This window comes from Pseudomonas sp. 21615526 (genome assembly GCF_013386245.1).
GTDB lineage: Bacteria > Pseudomonadota > Gammaproteobacteria > Pseudomonadales > Pseudomonadaceae > Aquipseudomonas.
The window spans coordinates 20,545-39,549 of the sequence record NZ_JACAOM010000041.1; the positions used below are offsets into that span (position 1 = coordinate 20,545).

Sequence of the window (19,005 nt, forward strand, 5' to 3'; positions counted from 1 at the left end):
AAGACCTAGTGGCTTCGGAGAGCTAAGCCAATGTTGTTGGATTTGAAAGATGACACCCAGCTGAAAGCCGCTTGTAAAAGCGCGCTTGAGCAAACGCGCACCCAACCTGGAAATCAGGAGTGGCGTAATCGACTGATGGTCTTGCTCGAAAAAGTGCGCGAGTCGGATCACGATGAGTTCACCAGTGAGGCATTTCAGCGAATGCTTTGGGACAGCCGGGCTATTTCAGCCACAGGCATGGGCAGTGTCGACATTTCATTGGTGGCAGCCGATGGGCAAATCGCCGAGCTCTTATGGCAGCTAAAGTCAACCTATCGAGTGTTGCTCCCTGATGCCGTGGAGATGTTGATTGATTCCACTTGGTCACAGGTACTTGCCTTGGTAGAGCTCAAGGTCAAGCGCCGGCCTTTGCTGAAGTTATGTCGGTTGCTCGCGGCTATTTGTCCTGAATACTTCACGACTATTACCAATTTCCGAAAGCTCCACGAGCTGGCTATCGCGATGGGGTTTGACGGTCCCCTGGGGCATGGCCTGTCGGAGCAACGCTGGGTAATGGCGCGATTGAAGGGGGTTCTTGACGATCCTGGCCCAGGGCTGACGCAATTTTTTGTTGAGCATATGACCGTGCCTTGGTTGTTGTACGTCAATCACGTCCAAAAGGCGGAGTTGGAGGCGACAGAGGTATCAGACCTGGCTACCGGAGAGGAGCGCCTCAACCCATTACCTGCAGATCGTCGGCGCCGTGGCATGTTGGCTATTGGTGGGGGCTCATCAACCATTCGTTCAATGATCGAGTTTGCTCGTGAAGGCTGCACGCGCGAAGATTTCCGTGAGCACATGCATTCAATTAACCCCGGCCATGTAACCGGCACCCTCAACACTCAAATCAATGCGTTGATTGCGGAGTGGGGTGTATTGCGGCCTGACGGAGACAACCTTTACCTGACGCCAAGAGGCGAAAGTTTCCTTGAGTCTGGCGACCCGGATGATTTCTGCGATTGGTTGTTAACGCGTATTCTCGGGTTCGACAACATGCTCTATCTATTGATGCAGGAACCTTTGACTGTAAAGGCCCTGGCGCTGGAACTACAAAAGGTCAATCCAGGCTGGACCAGCAACTTTGTTCCGAGCTCACTGATCAACTGGTTGCGCAGCCTGAAGCTTGTTGAGTTGGCCTCCGACAAGACCTTGCAGTTGACCGAGCGTGGATTGACTTGGGCCGAACGTATTCATTGGGTTCCAGGTTTGCTCGGAGGGGACCCGGTACTGGTGCCACAAGAAACCTCGCCCGACTACCAAGGCTATATCAACCGTCCGAAACTGGGAGAGATTCTTGAGAGTTTCGACGACAACATTGTCTTGCGCCCTGAACTCATAGGCCAGCTCGATGCCGGCCTGTGGAGCCATCACCGTCGTCATCTTGCCGTATTGACGGGGTTGAGCGGTGCTGGGAAAACACTGCTGGCCCGAGGTTATGCATTGGGCTTACGGCACGGGGAAAAAGATCCCGCGCAGGGTTTGCTGACCGTTGCGGTACAACCGGGTTGGCACGATCCGTCTTGCTTGTTGGGATACATTAACCCGATTAATAATGAAGTCTATGTGCGGACGGCGCTCCTTGATTTTCTGTTGTGTGCCAGTGCAGATCCAGACCGTGCCTACACTGTGGTCCTGGACGAAATGAATCTGTCGCACCCCGAGCAGTACCTCGCACCGCTGTTGTCGGCAATGGAAACCGGTGACCGGATCGAGTTGCACGCCCAAGGCGTCGAGATTAATGGGATTCCAGCCAGCCTCGACTACCCCGCGAACCTCTTTATCATCGGTACCGTCAATATGGACGAAACCACCCATGGACTCAGCGACAAGGTGCTTGATCGTGCCTGCGTGATTGAGTTCTGGGATATTGACGTGGACGCCTTTCCTGGTTGGAAAAATAGTCCGCTTTCCAGCGAGCAGACCCACAAAGTCCAGCAGGCACTCAAGGATCTGGTCGCAGCACTTCGTCCCGTCAGGCTGCATTTCGGCTGGCGCACGATCAGCGATGTAATGGGCTATATCCGCGAGGCGTTGCGCTGGAACGTTATCGACTTTGAAAGTGCGTTGGACCAGGCTATCTATTCCAAAGTATTACCCAAACTGCGCGGTGAGGACTCGCCCCGTATTCAACGGGCGTTTGCTGCAGTGCAGGTAGTACTCAAACAGAATGAACTTACGCAATCGCAGGCCAAGATGCATGAGTTGCTGGAAGACCTCCAGTACCTGGGTTCTGCCCGGTTCTGGCGTTAAGCATGGGGCAGATTGTCTGCGTTGACCACTCAGGTCGCTTATTCAGCATCAGCCCGGATCAGCTGTGTTCAGGGTTCCATGAGCAGGGTCGTTATGTCTTTCTGATCCCCGAAGGGGCAGGCCAGTTATTTGTCGATGACGTCGCTCTGGCGGCCGGCCGGCATGAGCAACAGATGGCCTGGGTGTGGGAGCCAGGCTTCTATGCGGGGGAAGTCGCTGCTGAGCTCACAGATGTCAGCGGCAACGTTGTCGCTCTTTATCGCCTGTCTGTAGCGCCACAAGGCGAAAAACTCGAACAGGCTTCGTTTGAGCGGATGATCGCCGACATCCAGGCTTTCGACCCAAGTTTGTTGATGGGGACCGAATACACGAAAAGCCAGATCGGCGTGCAAGGTGAAGTGACGAATGTGCATCTGCAATACGCGCGCTTGCGTTGTTATGGCGACGCATTTTTGAAGGCTATGCGTAGGGTGACCAAAAGCCCACTGACGAGGCTGCGCCGAGAGCGGACAATTCAGGGGTTGAACAAGGTCAGACGGCTGGACCGATACTCTGTGCACAAGGCTATGCGCAATCCTGCAATGTTGCCGGTGTTGAACGGGCAATCCAGCAACTTCGGTACTCCCGGGCCCATTGCCTTTGACGTTTCGACGGTATTCAACGACCTTGATAATGCTGCGAACCAGACGCTCTGCGCGGTTCTGCGCGCTGTGGCTCGGCGCGCGGGGCAAGTGATCGCGGGGTTAAGTCGGCTCAGTGAGCAGAAGGAACAGGACGGTGCTCGTTCGTTACTGGTGCCAAGGCTCGCGCGCCGTATGGCGTACCTGAATCGCCTACAGCATGACCTGCGACGAATTGCGCGCAGTGAGCCCTTTACATCAATAAAGACGGCGCATATTTCATCGGCCGGGTTGAACGCTATTTCGGCGCACCCACTGTACGCAAGCGCTTATCGGGTGGGCTGGCACGCTCTGCGTAATGGGGTGGGTGGTGAGTTGAGCGATGAAAGGCATTGGATGAGTCCTACCTGGGAAGTCTACGAACGGTGGTGTTACCTCCAAGTAGTCAAAACCTTGCAAGCGCGCTATTCACACATGGTCTGGCAAAGGGATTGCGTTTCGAACAAAGCTGAATGCATTGCCTTCAACGCAATCGCACCCAATATCGAGCTCAATGTATGGCTTCAGGTCCGCTGCCCGGCATTCGATAAAAAACCCAACCGGGGCTTCGCCAGTATTTCGCGGCAGCGTTTCCCGGATATTGTCATCACCCTTGAGGCCCATGGTCAGAAGCGTTTTTTGGTGCTGGATGCGAAGTATCGAGCCAGCCGCTATGGCGTACTGGATGCAATGCAATCCGCGCATATCTATAGGGACAGTTTGCGCTGGCAAGACCGGGGTCCTGATTGCACGTTGTTACTCGTACCAAAAAAGGGCGGAGTACCTTCATTGGAAACCACACAGTACAGGGATACATACGGGGTTGGCGTCGTGGCGCTGGGTGTTGGGGAGGACCTCAATACGCTGGGCGAATTGCTTCATGGCCTGTTGGGACCGGCTATCACTTCACACACTGAGGTCCAGTAACCACAATACCAGCGTTTAAGACCTCTTCGATCTGCGCAAGTCCTGACGCTGATCCGACATTCTGACAACGAAGACTTTTCCCGCTCTCGTTTGAGGCCTTGGATCTACCACCCCCGCAACCGCTCCCAAACCTGCACCTCACCATTCTCCAGCAGCGCGCCATAGCTGCCGAACTGCGTCCCCGTAGCACACGCATGGTTAGGCAAAACCCTCAGCCGCGTCCCCAGCGGAAACCGCTCAACCACATCCACCGCCACCCCGTCGAACCAAGCCACCCCATGCTCCTGATTCGCGCTGCCCACCAGCAACCCCTCGATCACCTCACCACCCTCGGTACACACCTGCCCATAACCAAAATCCCGCTTCTGCGACTGCGTCCCACGATCCCGACTCATCGCCATCCACCCCGCGTCGGTAATGATCCAGCCCTTTTCCACCTGATGCCCGATCACCGTAGTCAGCACACTCAACGCCAGCTCATCAATGCGGCACACCCCAACGTTATGCATCACCAAATCAAAAAACGCATAAACCCCAGCCCGCAGCTCAGTCACACCCTCCAGGCTCACCGCCGACAGCGCCGTGGGCGTCGAACCCACACTCACCTGCAAGCAAGGCAACCCCGCCCCCCGAATCACCTCGGCCGCTGCAACACAGCGCGCCCGTTCCTGCTCGGCAATCGCCCGCAACGCCTCAGGCGTATCCAGCCCGTAACTTTCCCCGGCATGAGTCAACACCCCGGCAAGCATCCCGCCGCCATACAGCAGCCTGGCGATCTCCAGCAACAGCGGATCCTGAGGCTTCACCCCGGACCGGTGCCCATCACAGTCAATCTCAATCAGCACCGCAAAAACCTCACCCTGCAGCGCACCAAACTCGACAATCGCCCGGGCCCCGGCAAGGCTGTCGGTGATCAGCGTCAGCGCACACCCCTGACGACGCAACGCCAACGCCTGAGGCAATTTATGCGGCGCCATCGCCACCGCATACAGAACGTCCCGAATGCCGAGGTCGAAAAAATACTCGGCCTCCTTCAACGTCGAAACCGTAATCCCCGTGGCCCCGGCAGCGATTTGCGCCGCCACCACCTCGGCACATTTATGGGTCTTCACATGGGGCCGCAAGCTCACACCCAAGTCATCGGCACGCTGCTGCATACGCAGGATATTGCGCTGCATCCGGCTCACATCCAGCAAAGCTGTCGGGGTTTCCATCGTGCACACTCCAAAAGGTAAATTGACGGTCTATCCAGCACTGGATATGTTGTCTGAATGAAAAAACACACTCCCGAACAAGCGGCCTTGATCAGCCAGCTCGAACAGATTGCCGAAGGCCTGAGCAAGACCTTCAGCCCGTTTTGCGAGGTCGTGCTGCACGACCTGCGCGACCCGCAGCACGCAATCATGGCCATCCACAACAACCTCTCCGGGCGCCAGCCGGGTGACCCGGCCACCGAGCTGGGCCTGGCGCGGATTGCCGATCCCGAGTACCCGCAGGTGATCGCCAACTACCAGAACCAGTTCGCCGACGGGCGTCAGGTCAAGAGCACTTCCATCGGCATCAAGGACTCCACCGGCAAGTACGTGGCGGCCTTGTGCATGAACGTCGACCTCTCGTTGTTCCGTGGCTTGCAGGGCATGCTGGAACAGTTCGGCTCGGTCAGCGGCGATCGGCCCGCCGAGTCTCTCGACCCGTCCGGTGCGGACGCCATTCGTGCGCGCATCGACCAGTTCGCCGCACGCCTGGCGACCACCCCACGAGCCCTCAAGGCCGCCGACCGGCGCCTGCTGATGCAAGAGCTGAAAGAAGCCGGCGTGATGGACATCCGGCGTGCCATGGAAACGGTTGCCTCACACCTTGGGGTCTCGCGGGCGGCGGTCTACACCTACGCCAAATGACCTATGCCGAGCGCGCCACGGCTTCGATTTCAATCAGATAGCCGTGGTGCAGTTCCGGCACCGGCACCACCGCGCGGGCCGGGCGGTGATCTCCCAGCGCAGCGGCGTACAAGCCATCAAATTCAGGCCAGTGTTTTACCCCCACCACGTACACCGTGACTTTCACCAGGTCTGCGGGTGAGCCGCCTGCGGCCTTCAAAATCGCCAACAGATTGTCCAGGGCCACTTGAGCCTGTTCGGCAAACGAAGCCTCGAGGTTATGACGCCCGTCAGGGCTCACCGGCAATTGACCGGAGATGTACAGCGTGCGCTGATGGCTTACGGCCTGGGAGTAGTGCCCGGCAGGCGCCGAGGCCGCGGGGGTGTGGACGAAGTTCATTGTGGAGCGCTCAGCAACTGCGCATACGTTTGGAGGTCGACGTTGCCGCCGGTCACGATGACGCCCACGCGCTGGCCCCGGAACTGATGCTTGAGGTTTCGCAGGGCCGCGAGGCCAAGGCAGCCGGTGGGCTCCACGACCATCTTCATGCGCTGCATGAAGAACTTCATCGAGGCCACCAATTCGGCGTCCGAGACAGTGAAAATGTCAGTGACCTGCTCGCGAATGATCGGGAAGGTGTGCTGACCCAAATGCTGGGTCTGGGCGCCGTCGGCGATGGTGACGGGCGTATCGATGTGCACGATGCTGCCGCTCTGGAAGGAGCGCTTGCCGTCGTTCCCGGCTTCGGGCTCGACCCCGTACAAGAGGCAATCGGGCGCCAGCGCACGGGTGGCCAGCGCGGTGCCGGAGAGCATGCCGCCACCACCCAGGCCGACAAACAGCGCGTCCAGCGGGCCGGTGAACTCCAGCAGCTCCTTCGCGGCAGTGCCCTGGCCGGCCAGCACGTCCGGGTGGTCGAAGGAGGGGATCAGGGTCATGCCGTGTTGCTCGGCGAGTGTGCGACCAATCTGCTCGCGGTCTTCGGTGACGCGGTCATAGAACACCACCCTTGCACCGTATTCCCGGGTAGCGGCGACCTTCGCGGCGGGGGCGTCGGTGGGCATCACGATGGTTGCCGGCATCTGCAACAACCGCGCGGCCAGCGCGATGCCTTGCGCATGATTACCCGAGGAAAACGCCACGACGCCAGCCTTGCGCTGCTGCTCATCAAAACGCGACAGCGCATTGAAGGCGCCGCGAAACTTGAACGAGCCGGTGCGTTGCAGGTTTTCGCACTTGATAAACACCTGGGCGCCGGTCTCGGCATCGAGGGTACGCGAGGTGAACACCGGCGTGCGGTGGGCGAAGCCTTCCAGGCGCTCGGCGGCTTTGATTACGTCATGGTAGGAAGACGGTGGCATGGGAGGGACCTCTCGAATTTCGTTAGATGGATAAAATATCCATATCTATACAAACTGTAAAGTTGCATTTCATGCTAGCGTTTCGGGCTTCTCTGATCTGTAGAGGGCTCGACGTTGATTCGACTGACCGATTACATCGCTGATTTTTCCCGTTCGCCGCTGGCACCCTGGGTGGATCTTGCGCCGTGGGAGTTGGTGACCCAGGCGCCGGAAATCGTTCGCAAATTGCTGGCGGGGCTTTCTGATGATGACTATGAGATTCATGACGAGATTGCCGTGCACCGTACTGCGGTCGTGGAGGCGGGCGCTGTTTTAAAAGCGCCGCTGATCATCGGCGCCCACTGTTTTATCGCTGCCGGTGCCTACCTTCGCGGCGGTTGCTGGGTGGATGAATATTGCATCTTCGGACCGGGTGCAGAGCTCAAGACGTCCTTTGTCTTCAGCGGCAGCAAGCTGGCGCATTTCAACTTTGTCGGTGATTCGGTATTGGGCCGTGGGGTTAACCTGGAGGCCGGCAGTATCGTGGCCAACTACCGGAACGAGCGTGACGACAAGGAAGTGCAGGTGCGCATTGACGGGCAGTTGCAGCGCACCGGCTGTGACAAGTTTGGCGCGCTGCTTGGGGATCAGTGCCGGGTGGGAGCCAATGGCGTGCTGGCGCCGGGTGCGGTGCTCGGTTCAGGTCGTGTGGTGGGGCGCGGTCAACTGTTCGATGGAGAAGTGGGCAACGGTTAGTCGAAAAGAACGTGGTATGCCGGCGGGTTATTAAATAGAATGAATCTCATTTGAGACTGACTCGCGCCGCGCAGGTTACTTGCCATGAATGATGCTGTAGTGCCGACGCACCTCGCTGAACCCAGCCTTCACACGTTGTACCGCGACCACCGCAGCTGGCTCGAAAGCTGGCTGCGGCGCCGCTTGGGCAACGCCTGGGATGCGGCCGACCTGAGCCAGGACACGTTCCTGCGGGTGCTGGCCAGCGCGCAGCCGATTGCGCAATTGCAGGAGCCCCGGGCCTATCTGGTGACGGTGGGCAAGCGCTTGCTGGTGAATTTTCACCAGCGGCGCAGTCTGGAACGGGCGTATCTCAATGCGTTGATGCAGTTGCCGGAGGCTTGCGTGCCGTCGCCGGAGCAACGCTGGTTGCTGCTGGAAACCCTACAAGCCCTGGATGAATTGCTCGACGGTTTGCCGGCGGTGGTGCGCCGCGCGTTTCTCTGGAGCCAGCTGGAAGGACTCGGCTATCGGGAGATTGCCGAGCGGCTCAAGGTGTCCGAGCGTACGGTCAAGCGCTACATGGCCCAGGCTTACGAGCATTGCCTGCTGGTGGAACTGTGAGCCGTGCTGCGCCGGATCTCGCCCGGGCGGCGGCGCAGTGGCTGGCGTTGCTGGAATCCGGCAGCGCCACCGAACGTGATCACGCCCGCCTGCAGCAGTGGCGTGACAGCCATCCCCAGCATGAGCAGATCTGGCAAAAAGCCCAATCGCTGCGCCAGCGGTTTACCGACTTGCCGCCAGCGTTGGCCATGGCCAGCCTTGATCGTCCGCAACCGGGACGGCGTGCAGTACTCAAGCGTGCCTTGGGCGTCGCCGCGTTGTTGCCAACCGCGTGGTTGCTCAGCCGGCAATTGCCTATCGACGTGTGGCGCGCCGACCTGCACACCGCTACTGGCGAACGCAAGCGAGTGCCGCTGTTGGATGGCAGCAGCCTGCAACTGAATACCGCGAGCGCGGTGGACGTGGATACGGCCCGGCGCCGTGTGACGCTGGTGGAAGGGGAGATGGCGTTGACGGTGCCGGGGGCTGGTGCGCTGACGGTGCAGACGCGTTATGGCCAGGTGATCGTCAGCCAGGCTGAAGTGTGTGTGCGGCAGTTGTCTTCCGGGTGTTTGGTGTCGGTGTTGAAGGGCGCGGTGCAGGTGCAGGACCTGCGTGGGCAAGTGGCGACATTGCAGGGGGGGCAGCAGGCACGGTTGCAGGCGTCGGGGATGGGCGCTGCGGTGGGGTTTGATGCGTTGCAATTGGGTTGGCGCGACGGTGTGCTGACTGCGCAGAACCAGCTGTTGGGTGATTTTTTGCGGGAGCTGGAGCGGTATCGGCCAGGGGTGATGCGTTGGGACTCGAGCCTGGAAACGCTGCGGGTGACCGGGAGTTTTCAGTTGGCCGATACCGATCGAATTCTCGCGTTGCTGGCGTCGACGATGCCGCTGCAAGTGCAGTCCCGTACGCAGTATTGGGTGACGTTGACGCCGCGTAAATCGGCTGCTTGATGCGATCCTTGTGGGAGCGGGCTTGCTCGCGAAGAACCTGAGAGCGCCGCGTTGAATCAGGATGCCCGCGTCATCGTTAACNNACCGTGCCCGCTTTAGCTTTTGATTTTGGGCGGACTCAACACGTGCCTTTCAGATCACATGCGCCCGCTGCAGCTCAGTCAACGCCAGTGCCTTGAGCCGCGCCAACAGCGGATCCCGCCGATCCCGCGGATGCACCAGCTCCACCGCCAGCTCCTGGCGAATACTGCTCGGCCGGTTATCCATCACCAACACCCGGTCACTCAGGTACAGCGCCTCGTCCACATCGTGAGTCACCAACAGCAGGGCGATCCCGTGGTGCTCGGCCAATTGCAGCAGCAGGTCCTGCAGCTTCATGCGGGTAAACGCATCCACCGCGCTGAACGGTTCGTCCAGCAACAGCACCTGCGGCCGTGAATACAGCCCGCGAGCAATCGCCACCCGTTGCGCCATCCCGCCAGACAACGCCTTGGGCAACGCCTGGCCAAAACCCGTAAGCCCCACCTCATCGATCAACTGCGCGACCCAGGCCTTGTCATAGCCAACGTCATCGCTGAAACCAATGTTTTGCTCCACCGTCAGCCACGGCATCAGCCGTGGCTCCTGAAATACAAACGCGACCTCACCACCGCCTTGCAGCAGTTCCCCCTGATAGTCCTTTTCCAGCCCGGCGACGATCCGCAGCAAGGTGCTTTTGCCGCAGCCACTGGGGCCCAGCAAACTGACGGCTTCCCGCGGCTGCAAGGCCAAATGGACGTTGGTCAGCACCGTCGTCGCGCCGAAGTTTTTCCGCTCGACGCGAATGTCCAGTAGCGCTTCACTCATGCTCAATTCTCCGGGCCTTGGCCGTTGAAGGTATCGCGCCAGGCCAGGCAGCGTTTTTCCAGGGCCGCCAACAGGCCGTCGCTGATCTTGCCCAGCAGCGCCAGCACGATGATCGCCGCCAGCACAATGTCGGGCCGTGAGGTTTCCCGGCCATCGCTGAGCAGGTAACCCAGGCCCTTGGTCGCGGCGATCAACTCGGCCGCCACCAGGAACATCCACGCCAGGCTCAGGCCGCTGCGCAAGCCGGTGAACAGGCCGGGCAGGGCGGCAGGCAACAGGATGCGACGCACCAGGCGCGTGCGGCTGAAGCCATACATCTGCCCGACTTCCACCAGCTTGCGGTCGATGTCGCGAATGGCCGCGACGCCATTGAGGTACACCGGGAAGAACGCGCCGATGGCAATCAGCACGATCTTCGAGGTCTCATCAATGCCCAGCCACAGCAGCAACAGCGGCACCCAGGCCAGGCTCGGGATCGAGCGCAGGCCGGCGAAGGTCGGCTCCAGATACGCCTCGGCTTCGCGGCTCAAGCCGACCCAGGCGGCAAACACCAGGGCCAGGCCGGCGCCGATGGTGAACCCCAGCAGCACCCGCAACAGGCTGGCGCTGATGTGTTTCCACAGCGCGCCTTCGGCTAGGTCGGTGAGGGTCACGGCGATCTCGCTGGGCGCCGGCATCTGGTAGGACGGCAGCCAGCCGATGCGCACCACCACTTCAAGGATCACCAGGATCAACACCGGCAACGCCAGGCCCTTGAGCCGCCGCGGCCAGGCGCTGCGCTGCACGGTGAGCGTTGGCGCGAGTGCGACGGGCAGGGTTTCGCTTTTGCTGCTCATGACGCTCCCCTTATGGACGAGGCAAAGCCTGGCCAAAGCTTGGGTCGATCAACTGGTCGATCACCTGATCCACATTCACCCCACGGCGCACCAGTTCTTCCGACACCAGGATCGGCGCGGCCGCCTTGGACGACACCACGTCCTGGGCAGTGAGCAATGGGCTGCTAAGGTCGGTACGCGACAATTGCAGCTTGGCCACGTCCAGGGGCAGGCCGGATTCGTCGGCCAGCAGCTTGGCGAATTCGTCGGGGTGTTTCACCGCCCAGTTGCGGGCTTTTTCATAGGCACCGAGCACCTTGGCGATGGTCTGTGGATGCTCCTTGGCGTATTTGTCGGTCACGCTGACCACGCCGTAGCTGTTGAAGTCCTTGTTGCGGTACAGCAGGCGCGAACCCGCCTGGATTTCGCTGGCGGCCATGTGCGGGTCGAGACCGGCCCAGGCGTCCACATCACCTTTCTCCAGCGCGGTACGGCCGTCCGGGTGCTGCAGGTGCACCAGCTCCACGTCGTCCTTGCTCAGGCCGGCTTTCTGCAGGCTGCGCAGGGTGAACAGGTACGGGTCGGTGCCTTTGGTGGCGGCGATTTTCTTGCCCTTGAGGTCGCTGACGCTGTTGAACGTCGAGTCCTTGCGCACCACCAGTGCAGTCCACTCGGCGCGGCTGTACACATACACCGACTTGATCGGGCTGCCATTGGCCCGGCTGAGCACCGCCGACAGGCTGGCGGACGAGGCGAAGTCGACGCCGCCGCTGTTGAGGTATTCCAGGGAACGGTTGCTGCCCTGGCTCAACACCCAGCCGACCTTGGTTTGCGGCAGCGCTTCTTCAAGCCAGCCGAAGTGCTTGAGCACCAGGCTCACCGGGGAGTAGTAGGCGTAGTCCAGGTTGACTTGCGCAGGGTCGGTTTCCGCTGCATGGGCCAGGGGTTGCAGGCTGAAGGCGAGGGCGCAGGCGCCCAACAGGGTATTGAAGAAGGGTTTCATGGAACAGCTCCGGACAAGGCGGGATAAGAGAAGGCTTTTCTTATATTCAGAAAATTCATATGGCATGTTCCATCATGCGTTATAGGAATATGCAGTCTCTGTGCCAGCGTCTTTGCAGGGCAGGGCAACACCCTGGCGTAGCAGCTGTCGAGCCCAAGCGAGGCTGCGTTCGCGGTGTGTCAGACAGACCGCTGACGCAGCCTCGCTTGGGCTCGACAGCTGCTACGTGGGGAGTGGTTGGGAGTGGGGAGGCGGGCACTTTGTTGAATCACTGTTGGCTGTGCAACAGCTTGCATATGTTTTTATGGAATAAATAAAGAGTTATATATTCCTTTTGTTGGTTTCACGAATAGGGCACTTTGAGTGCCTGCGCATTCGTGCGGATTGACCCAACAGACCAAAGGAAAGCCGACATGACCATTAAAGCGATCAACGTGCGCAACCAGTTCAAAGGCGTGATCAAGGAAATCCTGATCGGCGAAGTGGTGTCCGAGATCGACGTGCAAACCGCGTCGGGGATCGTGACGTCGGTGATTACCACACGCTCGGTGCGTGACCTGGAATTGAAGGTGGGCAGTGAAGTGATTGCCTTTGTGAAGTCGACTGAAGTGTCGATCGCCAAGCTGTGACTGCAATCCAGTTGTGAACCCAATCCAAATGTGGGAGCGGGCTTGCTCGCGAATGCGGTGTGACAGTCGACATCTACAATGACTGATCCACCGCTTTCGCGAGCAAGCCCGCTCCCACATTTTGTTTTGCATACAGCCGTTGGAGGGTTAGTTGAGTCGAGGTCCGCCTCCTGATGGCCGGGACCCAGGCTTCTCATCCGAAGCATCCGGCAGTGCCTTGGGCGTTTCGCTTGGGTCCTTGTAGTCCTTGTGCAAATCCCCATCCAGCCGGTTGCTCGACGAGCCGCCGCTTTGTGGTGTGGAGTCGAAATGCTCCCACTCCGATTGCTGGAAGCGGAACAGGCTGTCATCGGTCGGCGTGTCGCGGCCGTGGTAGTGGTGTATCTCGTAGTGGGCGTATTCGACCTTGTCCGCCCAGTTGTCCTGCAGCAAACCGTCGCCGGCCAGGTCGCGGTACCAGTCGTTTTCCTTCTCGGTAGCCTTCTGTTTTTTATTGTGGTCGACGAAGTAGCCGATGATTCCGCCTACCACCGCCAACACCACGCCCACCAGGAACAGCGGCCCGGTCAGCGCCGCCGCCGTGCCTGCGCCAAACAGCGCCGCCGCACCCAATACCCCGGCCGACGCGCCGAACGCACCGCCCGCCACTTGCAAGCCACCTGCGGCCTGAGCCAACGGGTCTTTGCTGTCCACGCCGCTTTTGATCGCCAGGGCGCCGAGCACAATGTCGGCAAAACCACCGGCAATGTCCGTCGCCGGGCCCAACACCTTGATCACGGAACCGGCGATCTTCGCCGATTGGGAGGCGCCAAGCTTGGCCGCACCGGCTGCCTTGAGGCCGTCATCCAGGTGAGTGGCGAGGCCTTCGGTGGCTTCGGTTACCGCCTTGTCGCCCTCGCCAAACAGCTTGGCCACGCCGTCGTACTGGCTGTCGGGAACCGCGTCCAGGGCCGCAGCGATTTCCTTGCTGACCTTTGAGTCGATTTCGGTGGGTTTGCTGAAGTCGATGACTTTGCCGGCCGCCCCTTCCTTGCCCCAGATTTCCGGCAGGGTCTTGTCCAGGCCGAGGAAGTCCACCAGGCCGCCCTTGCCCAGGGCTTCGCCGATCTTGTCACCGAGCTTGACGAAGTGGCTGGCGCCGCCGGCAAAACTCAGGAAGTCCTTGGCGATGGTCATGCGTTGGGCCGGGGTTTCGCCGAGCTTGCCGCCTTTGCCCACCAGTTGGTAAATCCCCGAGAACAGGCTGACGCCGGCGCCCATCGAACCGAGGATGCCTTTGCTGTTGAGGGTGTTGAACACTTCGCCGAGCATGCCGCGATCCGCCACCGGGATATACGGTTTGCTCAGGGCGGTTTTCACGTCGGCTTCGCTGATGGTGCCGCTGTTCTTGTAGACGTCGCCGAGCTCTTCCAGGGCCTTGGTCACGGCCGAGGATTTCTCCTTGCCCTCCAGGCCTTCGTTGAGGAATTTCTCCAGCACTTCCTGGCTGCGGCGCGGCAGGTCCAGCAGGTTGCCCTTGAGCACGCCCTTGAGCAGGCCGAACAGGTCCTTGGTGGCCAGCTCCTTGTTGTCGTCGGAGATCTTGCTCGGGTCCGAGAGAATCTCGTTGAGGTCGGTGGTGAGGCCGTCGGCCTGGATATTCTGCGCGGCCTTGGTGGCGGCTTCCGGGTCGAACAGCGACAGCGAGGTCAGGGTGTTGCTCAGGTCCTGCTGGGCTTCGTGGCTCTTGCCCTGTTTTTGCAGGTCCTTGAGGTACAGCACATAGTCGGGGTTGCTGGTCAGGTCGAGAAGCTTCTGCTTGATCTCGTCCTTGTTGGGCAGGTGACTGATGGCGTCGTCCATCTTGGTCTTGTAGTCGGCCTGCACCGTCGGGTCCTTGAACAACTCGCCGATCTGCTCCTGCACTGCCTTGCCGTCGATGATGTCGTGCATGTCGGCGGAGGTGAGCTCGGTCTGCTTGTCATCGAACTCGCGCCAGGTGGTGTTGAACGGGCGCTTGGATTCTTCGTAGCCGGTGATGCCATGGCCGTTCTGGTAGGCGGCCTGGGCTTCCAGGGCGCGGACCAGTTTGGCCCGTGGGTCGTCTTTGGGAATCGAGCCGTCCTTGACGCCGGCGCGGTAGGTGTCGATCAGTTCGGTGGTGGCCAGTTCGCTGACGCTCTGGGTCGGCGACTTGTCGTCGTCTTTGTCGGCATGCACGCCGGTGTCGAGGTTGAGCACGTCGAGCTCATCGTTGCTCGGCAGGTTGTACTTGGCGCGGGTCTCGTCGACGGTGCCGGCGCTCCAGGCTTCCCATTTCGCCACCACTTCGTCGTAGAGCTGCGGGCTGAGCTCCTTGGAGACGATGACCTTGCCTTCGCTGGTTTCATAGCGGATCAGGCCGTCCCCCAGCTCGTCGGGGGAACCGAAGGTGATCTCGGCGTTCTTCAGGAAGTCATTCGGCCCGGCCAGCTTGTAGCCGGCGTCTTCACTGGAGTGGATCTTGCTCCAGGTGTCCTGGGCGGTGGCCACGCTCTTGAACAGTTCCGGGCTGACGTCGGCCGATACGACGACCTTGGTGCCGTCGTGGGTTTCATAGGTCAGCACATTGCCTTGCTGGCCTTCGATCCAGCCGAAGCCCTTGTAGTCGTTCAGCTCCGGCGCCTTGGTATTGGCGTCTGCCAGGGTCGAGCCGTCGTTGAGCGCGGACTCCACGGCGGCGTTTTTGTCGGGGTTGGTGTAGACCTCGTGCAAGCCTGCCAGGTAGTCGAACAGCTTGGGGTTGTCGTCGCGGACCACGACCATTTTCTGGCCATTGCTTTCAAAGCGGATCAGGCCGGGGCCCACTTCATCCTTGGGGCCGACGGTGGTGCCGGCGTAGGGCGGCCACACTTCGTTGTCGCTGGCGCGCTTATAGCCGGCGTCTTCGCTGCTGCCCAGGCCGGTGAAGCTTTCATAGGCTTCCTTGGCTTTCTGGAAGGCCTCCGGGTTGTCGCGTTGGCTGATGACGAACTTGTTGCCGTCCTGGGTCTCGTAGCGAATCACGCCGGGGCCGGTTTCGTCGGGCGGGCCGAGGGATTTGTAATCACCGAGCTTTTCCGGGGCCGTGGCGTCGCCGCCCAGGCGCTGGTAGCCGGCAGCTTCGCTGGCGTTGACGCCGGAGAGTGCCTTGAAGTCGGCGCTGACTTGCTTGAACAGCTCGGGGCTGTCTTTTTCGCTGACGATGACTTTCTTGCCGTCCTGGGTTTCATAGCGGATCAGGCCGGGGCCGACTTCGTCCGCCGGGCCGATGGCCTTGTAGTCCCCCAGGGTGGTGGGCGGTGCGGCGTCCTTGGCGGCCAGTTCATAGCCTTGTTCCTTGCTGGCAGCGAGCCCTTGCGCGGTTTTGTCGCCGGCCTCCACCTTCTTGTTGTTGGCGCTGTTCTTGAGCAGCACGTGGAACGCCGCGCCGGACTTGGGCGGTGTGAGAGGAAGGGCTTTGGGGTCGGTCGAGCGGTTGAGCGGCTGGGTCGTCATGCCATGGAACTCCTGCTGTTACCGGTGGGACGAATCGGCAAAAACAGTAACAGCAGGGGTTCGGCGGTCGTTGCGAAAAGTTGTGAATTGCGCCTTAACGGTGACGCAGGCTGCGTTCCAGACGGGCGATGCCTTCTTCCAGCATGGCCCGTGGGCAGCCGAAGTTCAGGCGCACGAATTGCTGGCTGTCATCGCCGAATTCAATCCCGGCGCTCAAGCCGACCCTGGCCTGTTCGAGGAAGAACCGTTGCGGGTCGTCCAGGCCCAGGGCGCTGCAATCCAGCCAGGCCAGGTAGGTGCCTTGGGGCGCATGCATGACCACGCCGGGCAGGCGGGTTTGCACGGCGTTCAGCAGGTAATCGCGGTTGGCTTGCAGGTAGGCCACCAGCGCCTGCAGCCAGTCGCCGCAGTCGCTGTAGGCCGCACGCGTGGCTTCCAGGCCCAGGGGGCTGACGCTGTCGACCATGCCGCAGCGGGCTTGGTTGAAGCGCTCGCGGATCTCGGGATTCTGGATCACCGCGAAGCAGGTCTTCAACCCGGCGACGTTATACGCCTTGCTCGCCGACATCAGGGTGATGGTGCGCTGGGCAATCTCGGGGCTGAGGCTGGCGGTGGGAATATGCCGGCGGCCGTCAAAGCACAGCTCGGCGTGGATCTCATCGGAGACGATCAGTGCACCCTGGTCCAGGCAGGCGCTGGCCACGGCCAGCAGTTCCTCACGGGGGAAGACCTTGCCCATCGGGTTGTGCGGGTTGCTCAACAGCAGCGCCCCGGCGCCGGTGAGGGCTTCACGCATTGCCGGCAACGGCGTGAGGTACTCGCCTTCGGCGCTCAGCTCAAATGGCACTTCGATCTTCGGCAGGTTCCAGTGGCCGGGCGCCAGGCGGATCGGGCGATAGTTGGGGGTTTGTAACACCACCGGTTGGCCGGGCTGCACAAATGCGTGCAGCGCCATGTTGAAACCAGGCTCGACCCCCGGCAGGAACAGCAACTCATCCGGCTGTACGCGCCAGGCGTACTTGGCCCACAGGTCGGCGACGATCGCCTCGCGCACGCCATCGCAGGCCACGCTGTAGCCGAGGATCTGTTGACCGAGGCGCTGGTGCAGCGCCTGAAGCACAGCCGGTGGTGCGGCGATGTCCATGTCGGCAATCCACATCGGCAGAACGTCTTGCGGGTAACGACTCCACTTGGTGCTGCCGGTGCCGAGGCGGGAGTGGATCGTGTCGAAATCAAAGCTCATGGGTGGCTCGTATCAGGGAGGCGGGCGTAGAAATGGCGCTGATTCTAGCGCCATTAATTTTACGCGCCAGCGCTGATTGCCGCCCGGGCGCCCGCTTGCCGGTCAAATGCCTCGGCCAACTGCGTGTGGGCCTGTTCCAGGCTGCGCTGCACGGCGGCTGCGCCACGCACCATGGCCCCCAGATAGACGAAATCCACCGCGTGAATGCCCACGGTTCCAAGGATCGCCTGCAGGTAGGGCGTGAGGAAGTCGGGCTCGCGGTTTTTTCGCGAACTGCCGGAGCTGACCAGTACAAAGGTGCGCCGGTCCTTGAGCAAGCCGACTTTCTCAAACTGCGGATTCACCGTGAAACTGCGGTGGATGCGCACCACATGGTCGATCCAGCACTTGAGGGCCGCCGGCACCGTGAAATTGTGCACGGGGGTGCAGATGATCAACAGGTCACAGGCTTCCAGCTCGACAATCAGTTGCTCGGAGCGCTCGGTTGCCGGGCCGCTCAGGCCGCCGGGCGTGGTCAGGGCGTTGGCGTATTCCCGGGTCAGCGCCGGCAAGCCCTGGCCGCCGTAGTCGCGTTCGACCACTTCGGCCTCGGGTGCCTGTTCGCGGAGCAGGGCGCGGGCCAGGCGGAAGGTCTGGGCGGCCTTGCCGTGGGGGCTGAAGCTCAGTAGCAGGGCGCGGGTCATTGGTCGAGGTCCTGTGAAAAGTGCATCCCCAGTGGCAGCAGGCCCTGGCGAAAATAGAAGCGTTGGGCCAGGGCCATGTGCATGCCGGTGTCCAGTACCAGGTAGCGATAGCCCAGGCGGCGGGTGTGCTGGCGTACCTCGTCCAGCAGGCGCGCACCCAGGCGTCGGCGTTGCAGGGAGGCGTCCACCACCAGGTCATCGACGTAGATAAAGCGCCCATACAGCAGGTTTTCCGTCAGGCGATAACCGGCCAGGCCCAGCACCTGGCCGTTTTCCCGGGCGGCCAGCAGGCGGTAGCCGGTTTCGCGCTGGCGCTGGATCTGCTGGACGAAGGCGTGTGGGTCTTCGAGCTTTGGCCGCAGTTGCTGCATGACGGCAAAGCAGGCCAGGCAGTCGGCGTCGCTTTCGATGTGCACAAACTCAACAGAGTCATTCATGGTTGCCGTGCTCCATGTGCGCTTTTACGGCGGCAGGGACTTTGCGAAAGCTGATGGCGACGCGGTTCAGGGCGTTCATCAGGGCGATAGCCAGGGTCAGGTCGGCAATTTCCTTGTCATCGAAGAGGGCCTTGGCCTCGGCATAGTGTTCGTCCGGCACCTCGGTTTGTGCGACCTGGGTGACCGACTCGGCCCAAGCTAACGCGGCGCGTTCACGCGGGCTGAACAACGGCAACGCTTCGCGCCAGGCGGCCAGCAGCATCAGCTTTTCCAGGCTCACGCCCTGTTTGAGCAGGTCGCGCGAATGTGAGTCCAGGCAGTAGGCGCAGCCGTTGAGTTGCGAGACCCGCAGGTACACCAGGTCAATCAATTCCTTCTCCAGGCCGCAGCCGTGGATGTAGCTGTGCACCGAGCCAAGGGCCTTGTAGCCGACGGGCGCCGCCAGGGCGTAGTCGAGACGGTGTTGCATG

18 protein-coding genes are annotated in these 19,005 nt (G+C 60.9%); 7 read left to right on the forward strand and 11 right to left on the reverse strand.

The genetic code is table 11. The features are described from left to right. The first annotated feature begins 30 nt into the window (after positions 1 to 30). Positions 31 to 2,289, forward strand: coding sequence for an McrB family protein (locus HX786_RS14120; RefSeq protein WP_178912245.1), 2,259 nt, complete (start codon positions 31 to 33; stop codon positions 2,287 to 2,289). Between the two features lie 2 nt (positions 2,290 to 2,291). Beyond that, positions 2,292 to 3,875 carry a nuclease domain-containing protein gene (locus HX786_RS14125; protein WP_178912246.1) on the forward strand — a complete coding sequence of 528 codons (1,584 nt, stop codon included), beginning with the start codon at positions 2,292 to 2,294 and terminating at the stop codon, positions 3,873 to 3,875. A gap of 104 nt (positions 3,876 to 3,979) precedes the next feature. Here HX786_RS14125 and HX786_RS14130 read toward each other — a convergent pair whose 3' ends face one another. Continuing rightward, the gene (locus tag HX786_RS14130) at positions 3,980 to 5,089 is read right to left on the reverse strand and encodes a DSD1 family PLP-dependent enzyme (protein WP_177067357.1); all 1,110 of its coding nucleotides are present in this window, start codon (positions 5,087 to 5,089) and stop codon (positions 3,980 to 3,982) included. 57 nt (positions 5,090 to 5,146) lie between these two features. Between HX786_RS14130 and HX786_RS14135 the strand changes: the two genes are divergently transcribed. Further along, positions 5,147 to 5,773: a transcriptional regulator gene (locus HX786_RS14135; RefSeq protein ID WP_003212543.1), complete on the forward strand. Its 627-nt coding sequence runs from the start codon at positions 5,147 to 5,149 to the stop codon at positions 5,771 to 5,773. A gap of 1 nt (position 5,774) precedes the next feature. Here HX786_RS14135 and HX786_RS14140 read toward each other — a convergent pair whose 3' ends face one another. Then, positions 5,775 to 6,152: a RidA family protein gene (locus tag HX786_RS14140; protein ID WP_178912247.1), complete on the reverse strand. Its 378-nt coding sequence runs from the start codon at positions 6,150 to 6,152 to the stop codon at positions 5,775 to 5,777. Beyond that, positions 6,149 to 7,114 carry a threo-3-hydroxy-L-aspartate ammonia-lyase gene (locus HX786_RS14145; protein ID WP_178912248.1) on the reverse strand — a complete coding sequence of 322 codons (966 nt, stop codon included), beginning with the start codon at positions 7,112 to 7,114 and terminating at the stop codon, positions 6,149 to 6,151. Before HX786_RS14145 ends, HX786_RS14140 begins: the two co-directional genes overlap by 4 nt. A 114-nt stretch (positions 7,115 to 7,228) precedes the next feature. Here HX786_RS14145 and HX786_RS14150 point away from each other — a divergent pair, with 114 nt between their 5' ends. The 3 genes from HX786_RS14150 (at position 7,229) to HX786_RS14160 (ending at position 9,384) form a co-directional block, all read left to right on the forward strand. After that, a complete protein-coding gene (locus HX786_RS14150) occupies positions 7,229 to 7,849 on the forward strand; it encodes an LpxA family transferase (RefSeq protein WP_177081531.1) in 621 nt (206 codons plus the stop codon). 84 nt (positions 7,850 to 7,933) lie between these two features. After that, positions 7,934 to 8,452, forward strand: coding sequence for a sigma-70 family RNA polymerase sigma factor (locus tag HX786_RS14155; protein WP_178912249.1), 519 nt, complete (start codon positions 7,934 to 7,936; stop codon positions 8,450 to 8,452). Next, positions 8,449 to 9,384, forward strand: coding sequence for a FecR domain-containing protein (locus HX786_RS14160; protein WP_178912250.1), 936 nt, complete (start codon positions 8,449 to 8,451; stop codon positions 9,382 to 9,384). The genes HX786_RS14155 and HX786_RS14160 overlap by 4 nt, the downstream gene beginning before the upstream one ends. A gap of 132 nt (positions 9,385 to 9,516) precedes the next feature. Here HX786_RS14160 and HX786_RS14165 read toward each other — a convergent pair whose 3' ends face one another. From HX786_RS14165 to HX786_RS14175, 3 genes are read right to left on the reverse strand one after another with little or no spacing between them, the layout of a single operon-like run. Next, complete coding sequence (locus HX786_RS14165; RefSeq protein WP_177019626.1) at positions 9,517 to 10,230, reverse strand: ABC transporter ATP-binding protein; 714 nt, start codon at positions 10,228 to 10,230, stop codon at positions 9,517 to 9,519. A 2-nt stretch (positions 10,231 to 10,232) separates the two neighbouring features. Further along, complete coding sequence (locus HX786_RS14170; RefSeq protein WP_087693846.1) at positions 10,233 to 11,066, reverse strand: ABC transporter permease; 834 nt, start codon at positions 11,064 to 11,066, stop codon at positions 10,233 to 10,235. A 10-nt stretch (positions 11,067 to 11,076) separates the two neighbouring features. Then, positions 11,077 to 12,048: an aliphatic sulfonate ABC transporter substrate-binding protein gene (locus HX786_RS14175; protein WP_177051391.1), complete on the reverse strand. Its 972-nt coding sequence runs from the start codon at positions 12,046 to 12,048 to the stop codon at positions 11,077 to 11,079. Between the two features lie 413 nt (positions 12,049 to 12,461). On the opposite strand from HX786_RS14175, the gene HX786_RS14180 reads away from it, so the two are divergent. Beyond that, complete coding sequence (locus HX786_RS14180; protein ID WP_003217010.1) at positions 12,462 to 12,677, forward strand: molybdopterin-binding protein; 216 nt, start codon at positions 12,462 to 12,464, stop codon at positions 12,675 to 12,677. A 147-nt stretch (positions 12,678 to 12,824) separates the two neighbouring features. Here HX786_RS14180 and HX786_RS14185 read toward each other — a convergent pair whose 3' ends face one another. The 5 genes from HX786_RS14185 to HX786_RS14205 all read right to left on the reverse strand — a co-directional run bounded on the left by HX786_RS14185 (position 12,825) and on the right by HX786_RS14205 (position 19,004). Then, the gene (locus HX786_RS14185) at positions 12,825 to 16,172 is read right to left on the reverse strand and encodes a hypothetical protein (protein WP_178912251.1); all 3,348 of its coding nucleotides are present in this window, start codon (positions 16,170 to 16,172) and stop codon (positions 12,825 to 12,827) included. Positions 16,173 to 16,266: 94 nt separating this feature from the next. Further along, a complete protein-coding gene (locus HX786_RS14190) occupies positions 16,267 to 17,415 on the reverse strand; it encodes a MalY/PatB family protein (RefSeq protein ID WP_102605241.1) in 1,149 nt (382 codons plus the stop codon). A 59-nt stretch (positions 17,416 to 17,474) separates the two neighbouring features. Beyond that, a complete protein-coding gene (locus HX786_RS14195; protein WP_102605240.1) occupies positions 17,475 to 18,098 on the reverse strand; it encodes an FMN-dependent NADH-azoreductase in 624 nt (207 codons plus the stop codon). Beyond that, positions 18,095 to 18,535 (reverse strand): GNAT family N-acetyltransferase, encoded by a 441-nt coding sequence (locus HX786_RS14200; protein WP_087693842.1) that lies wholly within the window; start codon positions 18,533 to 18,535, stop codon positions 18,095 to 18,097. Before HX786_RS14200 ends, HX786_RS14195 begins: the two co-directional genes overlap by 4 nt. Beyond that, a complete protein-coding gene (locus HX786_RS14205) occupies positions 18,528 to 19,004 on the reverse strand; it encodes a carboxymuconolactone decarboxylase family protein (protein ID WP_003217021.1) in 477 nt (158 codons plus the stop codon). The genes HX786_RS14200 and HX786_RS14205 overlap by 8 nt, the downstream gene beginning before the upstream one ends. Position 19,005: the final 1 nt, after the last annotated feature.

What these genes read in the sequence shown, in the direction of transcription:
- HX786_RS14120 (WP_178912245.1), top strand. Translation starts at nt 31, where the DNA reads ATGTTGTTGGATTTGAAAGATGACACCCAGCTGAAAGCCGCTTGTAAA.
- HX786_RS14125 (WP_178912246.1), top strand. Translation starts at nt 2,292, where the DNA reads ATGGGGCAGATTGTCTGCGTTGACCACTCAGGTCGCTTATTCAGCATC.
- HX786_RS14130 (WP_177067357.1), bottom strand. Translation starts at nt 5,089, where the DNA reads ATGGAAACCCCGACAGCTTTGCTGGATGTGAGCCGGATGCAGCGCAAT.
- HX786_RS14135 (WP_003212543.1), top strand. Translation starts at nt 5,147, where the DNA reads ATGAAAAAACACACTCCCGAACAAGCGGCCTTGATCAGCCAGCTCGAA.
- HX786_RS14140 (WP_178912247.1), bottom strand. Translation starts at nt 6,152, where the DNA reads ATGAACTTCGTCCACACCCCCGCGGCCTCGGCGCCTGCCGGGCACTAC.
- HX786_RS14145 (WP_178912248.1), bottom strand. Translation starts at nt 7,114, where the DNA reads ATGCCACCGTCTTCCTACCATGACGTAATCAAAGCCGCCGAGCGCCTG.
- HX786_RS14155 (WP_178912249.1), top strand. Translation starts at nt 7,934, where the DNA reads ATGAATGATGCTGTAGTGCCGACGCACCTCGCTGAACCCAGCCTTCAC.
- HX786_RS14165 (WP_177019626.1), bottom strand. Translation starts at nt 10,230, where the DNA reads ATGAGTGAAGCGCTACTGGACATTCGCGTCGAGCGGAAAAACTTCGGC.
- HX786_RS14170 (WP_087693846.1), bottom strand. Translation starts at nt 11,066, where the DNA reads ATGAGCAGCAAAAGCGAAACCCTGCCCGTCGCACTCGCGCCAACGCTC.
- HX786_RS14175 (WP_177051391.1), bottom strand. Translation starts at nt 12,048, where the DNA reads ATGAAACCCTTCTTCAATACCCTGTTGGGCGCCTGCGCCCTCGCCTTC.
- HX786_RS14180 (WP_003217010.1), top strand. Translation starts at nt 12,462, where the DNA reads ATGACCATTAAAGCGATCAACGTGCGCAACCAGTTCAAAGGCGTGATC.
- HX786_RS14185 (WP_178912251.1), bottom strand. Translation starts at nt 16,172, where the DNA reads ATGACGACCCAGCCGCTCAACCGCTCGACCGACCCCAAAGCCCTTCCT.
- HX786_RS14190 (WP_102605241.1), bottom strand. Translation starts at nt 17,415, where the DNA reads ATGAGCTTTGATTTCGACACGATCCACTCCCGCCTCGGCACCGGCAGC.
- HX786_RS14195 (WP_102605240.1), bottom strand. Translation starts at nt 18,098, where the DNA reads ATGACCCGCGCCCTGCTACTGAGCTTCAGCCCCCACGGCAAGGCCGCC.
- HX786_RS14200 (WP_087693842.1), bottom strand. Translation starts at nt 18,535, where the DNA reads ATGAATGACTCTGTTGAGTTTGTGCACATCGAAAGCGACGCCGACTGC.
- HX786_RS14205 (WP_003217021.1), bottom strand. Translation starts at nt 19,004, where the DNA reads ATGCAACACCGTCTCGACTACGCCCTGGCGGCGCCCGTCGGCTACAAG.